We start from the raw sequence: 13,103 nt of genomic DNA, 5'->3' as shown, positions 1-13,103 counted from the left end.
TCCCTGAGCCGGTTTCGCAAACGCCGGCGCAAAGGCGATGCCTGAATGAGGAACGCGCGCGCGTAAGGGGCCGCGCGCAAGGGGCGCGCATTCATCGGCTGTTCAGGAAAAAATGCGGTTCGCAGCGAAAAAGCGGCAAACAGTGGCAAGGCTCGGACAACGCCATTGCCGCGTCCCGTCTCGCTCGAGCCGGCCGTCGCATTGTCGAGGCTACAGGACTATGCGAAGAGAGGATAAACAGGGGGTCTGGCTATGAAGAACGCAGATGAGCGCAAGGACAACGTCGAGCTTCCCCAGATGATGTCCCGCCGGGCGCTCGGCGGATTCGTCCTTTCGCTGCCACTGCTCAGTGCTGTTCCTGCTCTGGCGCAGACCGACCAGGCCGCGACCAGCATCCTGCGCTCGCTGGCGCCGCATGATCGCGCCCCGGGCCGCTCGAGTGGTGGCAGCAGCGGCAGGGTCGTGGTGCGCCGTGTCGCGCCGGTGCCGCGCCGGGTCCATCCCCGCGGCTATGGCTCGGATGTCGTGATCGATCTGACCCGCCGCGTCGAAGTCACCGTCTTCTTCGACAACGACTCGGCGGCGCTGCGCCCCGGCGCGGAGGCGACGCTGATGCGCCTGGCTCTGGCGCTGCGCGATCCGATCCTGCTCGATCAGCGCTTCCTGATCGCCGGGCATACCAGCAGGGACGGCGACTACGACTACAATGTCGACCTCTCCCATGATCGGGCCGCTGCGGTGCGCGACTGGCTGGTTTCCTACGGCGAGATCTCGCCGGGCCGCCTCGTCGCTCATGGCTTCGGTCCGGACATGCTGCGCAATCCGCGCAGCCCCTATTCTCCCGTCAACCGCCGCGTCGAGGTCATCGCCATCACCGGCTGATTTCTACCGTCTTCCCGAAACAACCATTTGCCTCAGGGGGCATCGTCATGGCTTTGTTCAAGCGTCTCATGCTCGGTCTCGCGCTGCTGATGTCCTTCAGCGTCGTTGCCAGCGCCCAATCGCCGAATTCCCGCATCAACCTGCTGGTGATGTCGGACGATGCCGATCCGGACACGGTTCCGCGCAACAACCGCATCTTCAACCGGGTTCAGCTCCAGCTTTCGGAGTATCTCAACACCCGCGGCTTCCAGGTCTATGACGAGACCAGCCTGGCGCTCGGCATCACCCAGACCGCCCGGGTCCGCCGCCGCGACGCCGAGCTGATCGAGATCGCCCGCGCTGTCTCGACCCCGGTCGACGCCATGGTCGTCTACCAGATCTACGCCTCGGCCCGCCGCGCCGTCGCTGCCGACATCCGCTTCCCCGAGATCCGCATCGCCGGCCGCGTGCTCAATGTCCGCTCCGGCCAGTTCATCGCGGCCTTCGAGGTCGGTGGCTTCCAGCTGCCTGCTTTGCCGAACCCCTGCAGCGCCGAGTGCCTGCTCGAGACGGTCGGCACCCACTCGCGCCTCCTCGCCGCCGATCTTGGCGCGGCGATCGCCCAGAAGCTCGAGGGCTTCGCCCGTCCGGCCGGTGGCGGCAGCGCTGCTGTCGGCAAGGACGGCATCGTCCTCGGCGGTGGCGCCGGCGGCGCGGCTCCGGTCGCGGCGAGCGGCGAGGGCTGCAACAGCCTGCCGACCGACTTCATGATCCAGCTGCGCGATTTCACGGCTACGGAAGTCGACCGGATCGAGGGTGAATTCGTCCGCTGGGGTTGCTACCGCGCCCACCGCGCCACGCAGATGACCTCGACCTCGGCCGATTTCTTCTACACCACCTCGGCCGACTCGGCCCGCCTGACCCGCAACTTCCGCCTGATGCTCGAGCTGGTCGGCCTGAACGGTCAGGTCAACTTCTCCGGCAACCGCGTGGTCGTCAGCAAGGTTGCCACGCGCTGATCGGATTGGCTGGCCGGGTAACCATAAAGCCCGCCGCCTTCTTGCAAAAAAGCCGCCCGGTCGACATCGACCGGGCGGCTTGTTACTTTAATTATGGCAGCAATATGCGCCGGCTTGGCGCGAACGGAGTGGAGGAGTTCCGTTCGCCGCGACCGAGCCGGTGTTCGATGCGGATATTTGACACATGGATTGGGGTATTGACCCTGCACGGGTCGCGGAGATCAGCACGATCGCGTCTTCGCGGCGATTCTCCGCCCGGGACACAGAGAAATTCGTGCTCGCGATCACGGGTGGCGGGTCGGAGAATGCCGACCTGCCACTCTGGGACATGTTGCAGGTCCTGTTCTCGCTCGGGGCGCTGACGGCAAATCCGCGCATGCCGGCCCGCGACGCCGCCATCGGCTGCATGCTCGACGAGAGCGGCATCCTGCTGCGACCGCTGCGCCAGGACGGGCCGGTGCGCGCCAGCTTCGCCGGGGCGACCATCGAAGCCTCCGCGGCCGAGATCGTGCTCTCCTATGGCGACAAGGGCGAGGCCAAGACCCGCTCGTTCTCCTGGAGCCGGATCAGGCGCGCGCTCGGCCTCGCCGACTTCCTCTTCGCGGCCGAAGCGGATGAGCGCTCGGAAGGCGGGCTCGTCGCCTTGCGCACTGCGCTCGACGCCGTCTTCGCGCTGTCCTCCTTCGACGAGGACGGCATGAAGCGTGCGGTGCAGGAGCCGGCCCGTTTCATGCGGGCCTGGCGCCGGCGCCATCTGCCGCTGCTCGCCTTCGCCGACCTGATCCGCCAGCGCGAGGCCTTCCTCAACGCCTCCGGCCGGCGTGAGCGCCAGCGCGAATTCGATCCGGACGATCTGATCGCGCTCTGGAGCTTCGCTTTGCTGCATGGCGAGACCTGGAGCTTCGCCCGCTTCGCCGAGCGTTTCAGCGCCCTGATGCGCGAGGAGCGCTCCAGCGTCGGCCGCCGCGACTTCATGGCGCCGGCCTCGATGGAGACCCTGATGGCGCGCCAGCCTTCGGAGAACCCGGAGGAGGCGCTGATCGCCTGGCTCGACCATCAGGCGATCCTCGGCGAGCTCGAGGTCGACGAACCGGACGAGGACGAGGAGCCCGAGGAGGAGGATGAGGACGGCATCGTGCGCGAGCGCGTCTATGCCGCGCTGATGCGCCTGCCGGCCGAGCCGAAATTCCTCAACAAGGAGGAGCGCGAGGCGATCGGCCGGGCGCTCGCCATCCTGCCGCTCGCCCATGAGCAGCCGCTGACGCTGGCGCGCTCGCGCGCCGTTGCGCCCTGGGAGAATCGCCTGGTCGAGGCCAGTCGCCGCGTCGCCGGTTCCAATCGCGGCCAGGTCGACCAGAGCCCGGAGCCGTTCGATTATGCCGGCATCGCCGCGAGCCTTGCCGCCTTGGGCAAGCGGCTCGACGAATTGCTGCTGATAGGCAATGCGCTCGAGGCGATCGAGGGGCCGCAGAGCGATGCCGCGACGGCCGAGGGACAGAAGCTTTTGCGGCGCTGGCGCCATGATCGTGCGAGCTTCCGGATCGACGATGCGAAACTGGCGCTGACCTTCGCAAGGCATGGGGGAGCACTGAGAACGGTCGCAGCAGCCCTGCACCGGATCAACAGGCAACAAAAGCGCTTCGGAGAAACGACGGACCTGGTCGCCCAGGCCGCCAGCGACGAGGCGCGGTTCACCAACGTCTTCTCGCAGCGCTATCAAGGGCGATCGAAACGGCCATGACAGACTTCGCTAACCAGGGTCCGCTCGAAGACGACCTCCGCGCCGGCCGCGCCACGGCCAGGCTGGTTCTGGCGGCGCTTGCGAGCACCGAGCCGGAGGAGGCCGTCGCCGCGAGCATCAGTCGCGCCGATCTCTGGGCGCATGCCCGCCGCGTCCGTGGCGAGCCCGTCAACTTCGCCGCCGAACGCGCCATTCGCACCGATCCGGAGGCTGCACGGCTCTACCGCCGCTTGCTCTCCTTCCAGGCCGTGGCGCGTAGCGAGCTCGCCGCCGCGGCCTATGACAGCAGCGCGACCCACCGCCGTATCGGTTCGTTCGAACTCGACGTGATCGAGGAGGACGATGCGCCGCCGGCTCTGGTCATCCAGTGCCTGTCGGAGACCGACCCGGCCCCGACCATGATCGAGGTTGTCTCGATCGAGGGCGTGGTCCGCCTGCCGCTGCCGGCGCCGGTCGACAAGCACATCGTCATCGACCTGCCCCGGCAGGATGCCGAGCGCGACCTGCTGCGATTGATGCTCGCCAACCCGCTCGCGGGCGTTTATCTGCTGTAATGCCGGGAGCGCTGCCAAAAGCAGCGCTTCTGCCCGGCATGATGGGACGGCAGGGCCTGCGGGAGACATGATGGCGGGAGATCAGAACGTCAGGCGCTCCGGCGTCTTCGTCGTCGTGCCGACGACCGACCAGCCGATCATCCTGAAAAAGCTCGCCTGGTCGGCCCGCGTGCCGGTTTCGCGCGTCGTGCTGGCGACCGAGAGCTCCGAGGTCTGCGAGCCCTGGAGCACGCAGTACAGCAACCTGCTGCGTCCCGGCGAACCCCTGCGCCAGATCCTCGGCCTGCCCGATGGCGGCAGCTATCGCCTCGCCGCCTCCGGCTCGATCGACCAGGGCAAGAGCTGGATGGTGCCGACGCTGGCCGCCCATTGCGCGCTCGTCCATGGCGAGGCGGTGACGCACAAGGCCTCCGAAGCCAAGCTCGTGATCTGGGGCACCGGCGCGATCGACCTCTCGGTCGCCGATACGGCGGGCGAGGCGCGCGTCACCCAGCAGGAATACCACCTCACCACCAAGATCGACCGCTGCCGCCATCTCTTCGCCGATGCCGAGCATGGCGCCACCCCGGTGCTGGCGCTGGTGCCGCGTGGGGAAGAAGCCGAGCGCGCCGTCGCGATCCTCGGCAAGATTCTCGGTGGCCAGCCGCATCATATCGTGGTGGTCTCGTCTCTCGCGGACATCGCTGCGCCGATCGACCTTTTCCTGCGCAGTGGTGCTTTCGAACCGCAGGCCGTGGCGTCCGCGCCGGATCGGCCGGCAGCACCGGGATCGTCTTCGATGGCCCTGAGACCGTTCGAATCCAGGAGCGCAGAGCAGCCCGCTCAGTCGCAGTCCGCGCAAACGGCGGCAGCGCAGCCGGAGCAGACCCTCGTCCAGCCGCGTCCCGCTGGGGACGACCCCTCGATCGCGGATGTGCTGAAGAGCCCGCAGGCGCCGCGCTCGCGCCGGCCGCTGCCGGGTGACAAGCCGGCCACGGCCTCCTCGCCTTCGCGCCTGCCCCTGATCGCGGCTGCCGGCCTGGTGCTCGTCGCCGGTGCGGCGGGAGCGGGCTGGTATCTGACCCGCGGTGGCTCGGCGGAGGATCCCTATCAGGTCCCGCCGACGCTGACGCAGCCCGGGACCAGTGGAGCGTCGCAGTCGACCTCTGGTCAGCCGATCGGCAGTCAGCAAGGCACGACTGCTCCCGCTTTGGGACAGCAGACCGCGCCTTCTCTGGGCCAGCAGAATGCCAGCACCCAAAGTGGGCCTGTGGCGATGACGGGCGCCGCGCTGGCGAAGCTGGTGACCTTGTCCGCACCGGCAGGCAGCACCTGCGAGGCCCAGATCTACGAACTGCGTCCGCGCTATAGCGAGGCTGCGGTGGACGTCGGCGACATGGCGAGCGTCCTGATCGACGGCCAGGATATCTGCGGGCTGGCTCTCGATCCGGTCGCGCCTGCCAAGGCGAAATTCCAGAACGGGACTGGACCTGCCGTTGTCGCCTCGAAATCGACGTCGACCCGCGTGGTGTTCAATCCGAACGCGATCCGTGGCGGCATCGCGGCCTTCCCGGTGATCCAGTTCGAGGAACCCAGGGCGCTCTCGGTCGAGATCAGGCGGCGCTGAGCGGCTGCCCCGGCGGCACGCTCGGGCTTGACCTGAGCATCTCGGGCCGGAGGAGGTTCCGGCCAGCGCCTTCTCGTCACGAGATTTTCGGTTCTGCGCTCCGCTTCGGCCGAGAATGACGGCCTGGTTCACAGCCCCGCCCGCGTCAGCCCGCGCCACAGGCCCCAGGGCGGCGGATCGCTGGTCGGCGAGAGCTGGCGGATCGCGGCGAGCCGGCCGGCGATCAGCGCGATCGCGATCGAGGGCAGCGCCATCAGCATGTGATGCGAGGTTGCCGCGGCGATGAAGGTCATCGGCTGGCCCATCACCGGCAGCAGGCCGAGCGCGTTGCCCCAGGAAATGCTCCAGTGCAGCGAGAAGATCGTGGCGATGCCTACCAGGATGATCGCCATGCCCTTGTTCGCCCCCTCCTGGGCCGAGCCCATGGCACGCTCGCGCATCAGGCTCGCGGCCAATGAGAGCAGGCCGAAGACGGTGATCACCTGCGCCGCCAGCAGCGCCAGCCCTGCCGGCAGGCCGAAGCGCACCATCAGGAAGGTGGCGATGAAGTCGTTCTGCACCACCGGCAACCGGACGAGGTCGCTGACGGTGAAGCGGCTGACGGTCTCGTCCTGCTCCTCGCCCTTGCGTTCGGCGATCGGCGTGACGCGGGCGCCCGGCAGCATGGCGCAGAGCGAGACCGGCGAGGGCGGCAGTTCGTCGAGCGCGCGGCGGACCTCGACCGGGGTCTTGTCGAGGCCGAGATCGAGCCTGGCCAGCGTGCACGGCATCTCGGCGAGCGCGACCTTGGACTGCAGCAGCTGGAAGCCGAGATCGCGGTGGATCACGTCCGGGCTGCGGTCCTGCGCCGCCGTTGCCGTGCGCTTGGTGGCGTGGTCGAGATCGTACCAGGTCAGCAGGCGCTCGGCCGGGACGCGGAACAGGCCGCCGCGCGCCTTCTCCAGCGTGTCGATTGCGGCGAGCCGTTCCTTGGGCAGGCTCCACTGGCCGGAGATCGCATAGGTGACGAGGCCCGGGAAGACGTAGATCAGCGCCGCGTTGATGCCGAGCAGGACCACCAGCACCAGCGCCAGCACGCCGCCGCGCGGCCAGCCGAGCCGGCGCACCTTGCGCTGCGGCGCGTCGGCGCGGCGCAGGAAGACGCGCATGATCTCGAAGAGGCGCTTAAGCGTGCTCGGCAGGAGGAAGGCGAAGGCGAGCACGACGGTGGTGATGATGATGATCAGCGCCGGCGAATAGTCGCTCTTCAGGAACGGCACCGCGGTCAGGAACAGGATGAAGACCAGCACCGTCGCGAGGCTGACGGTCAGCCAGGAGATGTAGTGGCGCTGGTTGTAGAAATAGTCGATCCGCGAGAAGCCGAGGAAGATGTGCGCCAGCACCAGGACGAGCGCGATCTTGCCGAGCTCGACCGGCTGGAAGCCGGCGACGCCGGTCTCGGTGCCGAGCACGCCCCAGGCGATGAAGGCGGCAAGGATCAGGATCGCCGGCACGGCGCGCAGCAGCTGGTCCTTGAAGCCGACGCCCATGAAGAAGGAGCGCGGCAGCGCCGCGATCGAGCGCTGCGGCTGGAAGGCGACCACCACCGCGACGACCGGGATCAGGTCGAAGAACAGCAGCTTGTTCTTCTCGGCATGGATGGTGAAGTCGGTCTTCTCCGCATCGAGGCCGAGCGCCAGCAGGGTCAGGCTGCCCAGGCAGCAGAGCATGACGAAGCCGAGCCAGGTCACGCGCAGCGGCGTGGTGAAGCGTGGCCCGATCATGATCGCGATGCAGGCGATCGCATAGGCGAGGATGGTGGCGTGCACCGCCGCCTCATAGGAGATCGAGGCGCCGCCGAGCCGCGACAGCTCGGGCGCCAGCACCAGCATCGCCGTAGCCCCGATGAAGGCGGTGGAGCCGAGCGCGCCGACCAGCCGGACGAGGATGGCGCTGCGCCGGAACAGGGTGGCGTGGTGCATCGCCGCGAGCACGCCGAACACGGCGACGCCGAGGGTCAGCAGCAGGCGCACGATCCGCTCGACGCCATTGAGCGACGAGAGCGGGTTGCCGAGCTCGGCGGCCGACATCGGCTGGCGCGGCGGCGTCACCACCGGCCGGACGCTGTCGGTCGTCGCGGATGCGCGCAGGGCCTCGGCGTCGTCGGGGGCGAAGCGGTGGGTCTTGCTCAGCGGCGTCAGGCGCAGTGGCAGGCGCCCGTTCGATTCCTCGCCGATGTCGACGGCATAGCGGGTGCGGCCGATGATCATGTGGCTGAGTCGTGCCGGCCCGTCGGGATCGAGCTCCCAGGCGATGTCGGTGAAGTCGGTGATGCGCTGGTTGCCGCGTGCGAACAGCACGGGCGGGCGCGGCGCATCGACGGCATCGCCCGGCGCCAGGAAATAGCTGCCGCCGCGCGCGACGATGGTCAGCGCCTTGAAAGGCAGGGCGCCGGCGCCGACATGGGCTTCCTCGCGCACCGAGCAGGTCAGGCGGCCACCGAGCGAGACGATACGGTCCTCGCCGCGCTCGTCGGTGGCGATCAGGCCGGTGACGATCTCGCGGATGCGGTCGGCGCCGCTGCGCGGCTGGCAGACGGATAGGGCATTGCCGTCGAGCCGGAGCGTCGAGAGCGGGCCGGTGCTGTCGATGGTGAGCTTGCGGGTGCCCTGTTTGCCGGCTTCGGTCAGGGTCAGCGCCAAGCGCCCGGGTCGGGCCTCGTCGACTGCGATGGCGAGCGCACCGGCGGCGATGCGGTCTCCTGGCTGGAAACGCCAGCGCGCCGAGAAGCTGCCGGCGCCGTTGAGATAGTCGAGCCAGAGCCGGCGCGTATTGGCGACGTTGCGGATGGTGACGCGCCCGTCCTGCTGGCGGGTGAGGGCGACATGGCGCGCCTCGGCTGCGTCGAAGCGCTGCGGCTGCAGCAGTTCGCGCCGGCCGATCGTCACGGTCTCGCCGCGGGCGAGGGCGAGATCGAGCCGCTCCAGGCTGACCACCGGGCGGGCGCTCTCGATCAGATGGGTGGTGTTGTGCCACCAGAAGCCGAGCACGGCGAGGCAGAGCGCGAGCAGGACGAGGCCGGTCACGGCCCCGCCGGCGCCGCCGATGCGGATGCGTGGCAGGCGGAACGGCCGCAAGGTCAGCCAGCGCCCCATCAGCTGGCGCAGCGCGGTGGTCTCGCTCACTTCTTGTCTCCGAGGGCGGCCACCTTGGCGAGCAGGCTGGCCATCAGGCGGCCGCAGGCGCGTCCGCCGGTTTCCCGCGTATGCGAGACCAGGCAGCTGAAGGCGACGCGCTTGCGTCCCGCGACATTGTCCATCCAGCCGGTGAACCAGGCCGAGTTCATGCCGTCGGTGGTGTCGGCGGTGCCGGTCTTGCCGAAGATCCGCTTGCGGATATCCGGCGGCAGCGAGGCCATCACGCCGGCCGCCGTGCCGCCGGGCGAGTTGACCACGCCGTGAAGGCCGCGCTGGGCGCCGTCGAGGAAGGGCTCGGCCTGGCGCGGATCCATGCCGGGGATGACCGGCGTGCCCTCGTTCGGCTGCGGCGTCTCGGCGACGTCGGAGACAGGCTTCAGCACGCGCGGGCGGATCACCTTGCGGGCGCCGACCGAACCGTAGATCGAGGCCATCGCGATCGGTGTCGCGCGCACGCCCTGGCCGTAGGAGTTGGTGGCGAGGTCGATGCGGCGGGCATTGCGCTTGTCCTCGACCGCAAGATCGAGCGCTTCGCCGGTCAGGCGCTGCGCGCCCGGCACGATGCCGCGGGTCAGGTCGACGCCGGGCTGGGCGAGCGAGCCCGGCTGGGTGATCGGATAGAGATGCTCGGTCAGCTCGGCCAGGATCGTGCCGGTGCGGCCGGGCTGCGTCGATGGCCGGCCGCCGACCTTGCGCCCGTCCATGGTCAGCGCCATGCCGGCGAACCACAGGTTCGACGACTTGATCAGCGCCTCGCAGAAGCCGATCTGCGCGCCGCGGCCGCCGTCCGGGCAACCGCTCTGCGCCGGCGCCAGGATGCCGTAACTGAAGCCCGCGCCGCCATAGTTGGCGATGCCGACACCATCGACATTGAGGCCGCCGCCCCCGCCGATGCCGAAGATCTGCGCCTGTTGCCCCGGCGGCGTGCGGCCGAGGATCATGTCGGGGAAGCGGGGCTGCTCGCGGATGCCGAGGATGCTGGCGAGGCCGGTGACCAGCTTGAAGGTCGAGCCCGGCATGGTGTGGACGTCGCCGGCGCGCCAGCCATGGCCGGCGAGCGGCGAATCGCTGTCGCGGCCGGTCGAGAGTGCCTGGATGTCCCAGCTATGCATGCCCGGCACGAAATCGGGCCAGCTCGCCAGGGCCAGCAGCGAGCCCGGCTCGTCGCCGGCATCCATCAGCAGCACGACGGCGCGGCCGTCGCCCTGGTCCGGCGGCTCCTGCTCGGGCGCGAGGTTGACCGGCAGCGGGCCGGGCTTGCGCGGGCGCTTGCCGCGGCCGAGGCGTTCGCCCATGTGACCGTAGACCGCTTCCTGCACCAGCTTCTGCAGGCGCGGCTCGATGGTGAGCGTCAGGTTTTCGCGGGTGCGGGCCCGGCCGAGCGCGGCCGAGAGCGAGCCGACATCGCCGGCGCCATAGCCGATCATCGCGGTCAGGCCGAGCTCGTCGACGATCGGCAGCGGCACGCCGTTATTGTCGAGCGCCGGCGTGCCATCGGCGAAGTAGAGCGCGCGGGCTGCACCGGTGCGCCGCTGCGTGACCGCGCCGCGCCAGCCGAGCTCGCAGACCAGCTTGGTCTTGGCCCGCTCGCAATCGGCCTCGATATGCGAGGAGCGCCAGAGCTTGACCTTGCCGTCCTCGCTCTGCACGCCGGAGCCGCCGAGGATCTCGCGGGCGCGCGGCGGCACGGCGCGGACCGGCTGGCCCTCGAAGCCGATCTCGACATCGCGCCGGCGCGCGCCGGTGATGGTGAAGCGCCAGCCATGCGGCAGGCCTTGCTGCGCTTCCTCGGCGCAGGTCGCGAAGTCGTCGCTGTCGGAGCAGACGCGCTCGGCTGCGATGGCGAGCCCGGCGATGCGCACGGTCTGCTCGTCACGCTTGGGGTCGAGATTGACCCGCTCATTGCCGACGACGACGCGTGCCGGCTCGAGGATCATGTCGACGGTGACGCGGCGGTTGCCGGCCGGCAGCCGCGTCGAGAGCACGAGCCTGTCCTCGGGCGCGCGCAAGGGGCCGAACAGGGCCCAGTCGGAGAGCTGGTTGCCTCGGCGCTTGGCGAAATCGGCGAAGTCGCGCGGCGGCGGCACCGCATTCGGCATCACGTTGAGCGGCGCGGCGAGGTCGGTGGTCTGGGCGACGCGGGCGGTCCAGCTCGACGGGCGGCAGCCGGCCGGCACCACCGGCAGCGTCAGCGGCGTGCCGTCGGCGCAGCGCCGGTCGGGCGCGCGGTCGTCGCGGGCGCCGGCGATCAGGAAGGAGTTGTTCCAGGCCAGCATCTCGGAGCGGATCTGCGCGCCGGCCGGCAGGTTGCAGAGCCGGTCGAGCAAGGTCCGCGAGAACTCCTTGGTGCCCTGCGGCGTCGGCACGGTCAGCGAGGCGTCGTAGAGCGCTTCGCAAGGCTGCGAGCGGATGACCGGGCCGGCGGCATCGAGCCAGATCAGCCCGGTCGCGACGCCCTGCTGGAACAGGTCCTCGTTCGAGCGGCTGGTCTCGGTGAAGTCGGGCTGCTTGATCCAGGCGCGGCTGGCGGCGAGCTCGCCGATCAGCCCGCCCGAGAGCCAGAGGAAGCCGGCGATGGTGACGGCGCCGACAGCGACGGCGGTGAGGCTGCGCTTCAGGCTGCGGAAGAGCGGATGGCTCATGGCGTGGCCTCCCGGAGCTCGACCACCAGCGGCCCGAGCACGAAGGGGCCGTTCGGCGGGATGATGCAGGTGCCGGCCGCCTGCGGCTTGCGCCCGCCGAGGAGCCAGATGTCGCCGGCCGACTGCACGGCGACGCCATCGGGCGCAGCCGCGATGAAGCCGACCGGGTTGTGATCATAGAGGTCGTCGAGGCGCTCGACCACGCCGGAGCCGAACTGGACGCGCACGGCCTCGCCGAGCCAGTCGAAGGTGCCGTAGCCGCGCGAGGACTGGTCCGGGCCGAAGGCGATCGCGGTCTGCTCGCGCGGCAGGCCGATATAGCCGAACTCGCCATCCTCCAGCATCAGCAGCGAGCGGCGGCGACCGTCGAAGCTCATGCTCTCGGCGCGGAACTCGCCGCCGACGCGGCTGTAACGCAGCTCGCGCCGGTCATAGCGACGGGCGTCGCGGCCCTGCACGACGATGCTGTCGCGCTGGGCCAGCATCGCCGAGGACATCAATCGCCCGCCATGGCTGCGCTCGACCCAGTAGCGTGCCATGCGCCGTCCGCCGAAATTCTCGGGAATGGCGAGGCCGGTGACGGCGAGGTGCGGCCCCCTGGGCGGCTGCGCCTGCAGGCGGGACGGCCTTCGATCGAGCGTGACGTCGACGAGGCCGAGCGAGACGCGGCCGACCTGCGGGCGCACGCCGAGGATCTCGAAGCGGGCATCGACATTGCCGCCGGGCAACGCGAGGGTCTCGACCTGGATCGCCTGTGCCCGCGCCTCGGGCGTCTGCGGCAAGGCGGTCAGCAGTGGCAGGCCGCCGGCATCGCGGGCGGAGGCGTCGACCGGATAGCGGCCGAGGAAGAAGATCGTGCCGCCCGGCAGATCGGGATGCACCGCCGGCGTCAGCATCTCGCTGCGCGAGAAGGCAAAGCGCGCCTGGCCGGAATAGAGCCCGCCCGGCGTGTTGACGCCGATGATCGGCTGGCCGATCGCGGTCTGCGCATCCTGCCGGATCACCACCTCGCCATGCGGCAGCCGGCTGTCGGCCGGCGGGGCATGGACGCCATGACCGAGATAGACTGCGACCGGTGCGGTCGCATGCAGGCTCTGCTCGACATGGACGGTGACGCCGATATCGGGGTCGATCACGTCGCGGAAGCGCTGCTCGATCCGGTCGGCGAGGAAGCGCCCGAGTTCCTGCGCGCCCGGCAGCGCCTCGGCGGTCAGCACCACCAGCGAGGTGAAAGGCACGTCGATCGGCTGCGGGCCGCTGCCGCCATCGGTCAGTGCGATGCTGCGATAGCGGTCGATCAGATCCTCCAGCGAGGCCTTGCCGTCCTTGGTCGGCTGGCCGCCGGCGGTCAGGCTGAAGACCGGCTTGCGCCAGAGGTTCTCGATTCCCGGCATGGCCTCGCCCGGCTCACCGGCGACGGCGCGCAAGGACGTCAGCCGCCGCGGGTCGTGCATCACCAGGTCCATGAGATCAGGCAGGGCCATGGCGTCAGCTCACTCGGGCG

General features: G+C 69.8%; 8 protein-coding genes. 5 read left to right on the top strand and 3 right to left on the bottom strand.

Features of this window, described 5'->3' with window-relative positions:
- Nucleotides 1–252: 252 nt before the first annotated feature.
- The 5 genes from VGV58_RS22220 (at nucleotide 253) to VGV58_RS22200 (ending at nucleotide 5,781) form a co-directional block, all read left to right on the top strand.
- On the top strand, nucleotides 253–882 hold the full coding sequence (locus VGV58_RS22220) for an OmpA family protein (protein WP_326876230.1): 630 nt from the start codon (nucleotides 253–255) through the stop codon (nucleotides 880–882).
- Between the two features lie 47 nt (nucleotides 883–929).
- Nucleotides 930–1,880 (top strand): hypothetical protein, encoded by a 951-nt coding sequence (locus tag VGV58_RS22215; protein WP_326876229.1) that lies wholly within the window; start codon nucleotides 930–932, stop codon nucleotides 1,878–1,880.
- Nucleotides 1,881–2,154: 274 nt separating this feature from the next.
- Nucleotides 2,155–3,621 (top strand): hypothetical protein, encoded by a 1,467-nt coding sequence (locus VGV58_RS22210; RefSeq protein ID WP_326876228.1) that lies wholly within the window; start codon nucleotides 2,155–2,157, stop codon nucleotides 3,619–3,621.
- Nucleotides 3,618–4,175, top strand: a complete 558-nt coding sequence (locus tag VGV58_RS22205) for a hypothetical protein (RefSeq protein WP_091834600.1) — start codon at nucleotides 3,618–3,620, stop codon at nucleotides 4,173–4,175. Before VGV58_RS22210 ends, VGV58_RS22205 begins: the two co-directional genes overlap by 4 nt.
- A gap of 70 nt (nucleotides 4,176–4,245) precedes the next feature.
- Nucleotides 4,246–5,781, top strand: a complete 1,536-nt coding sequence (locus tag VGV58_RS22200) for a hypothetical protein (protein ID WP_326876226.1) — start codon at nucleotides 4,246–4,248, stop codon at nucleotides 5,779–5,781.
- A 128-nt stretch (nucleotides 5,782–5,909) separates the two neighbouring features.
- On the opposite strand, the gene VGV58_RS22195 is transcribed toward VGV58_RS22200, so the two are convergent.
- The 3 genes from VGV58_RS22195 to VGV58_RS22185 are packed head-to-tail and all read right to left on the bottom strand — an operon-like array spanning nucleotide 5,910 to nucleotide 13,083.
- Nucleotides 5,910–8,945 carry a hypothetical protein gene (locus VGV58_RS22195; protein ID WP_326876225.1) on the bottom strand — a complete coding sequence of 1,012 codons (3,036 nt, stop codon included), beginning with the start codon at nucleotides 8,943–8,945 and terminating at the stop codon, nucleotides 5,910–5,912.
- Nucleotides 8,942–11,599 (bottom strand): penicillin-binding transpeptidase domain-containing protein, encoded by a 2,658-nt coding sequence (locus tag VGV58_RS22190; RefSeq protein WP_326876224.1) that lies wholly within the window; start codon nucleotides 11,597–11,599, stop codon nucleotides 8,942–8,944. Before VGV58_RS22190 ends, VGV58_RS22195 begins: the two co-directional genes overlap by 4 nt.
- Entirely contained in the window at nucleotides 11,596–13,083 is a 1,488-nt protein-coding gene (locus tag VGV58_RS22185; RefSeq protein ID WP_326876223.1) for a hypothetical protein, read from the bottom strand. Before VGV58_RS22185 ends, VGV58_RS22190 begins: the two co-directional genes overlap by 4 nt.
- Nucleotides 13,084–13,103 lie beyond the last annotated feature (20 nt).

Source organism: Allobosea sp., assembly GCF_035944895.1.
GTDB lineage: Bacteria > Pseudomonadota > Alphaproteobacteria > Rhizobiales > Beijerinckiaceae > Allobosea.
This window is presented reverse-complemented; position numbering and strand designations above follow the sequence as displayed.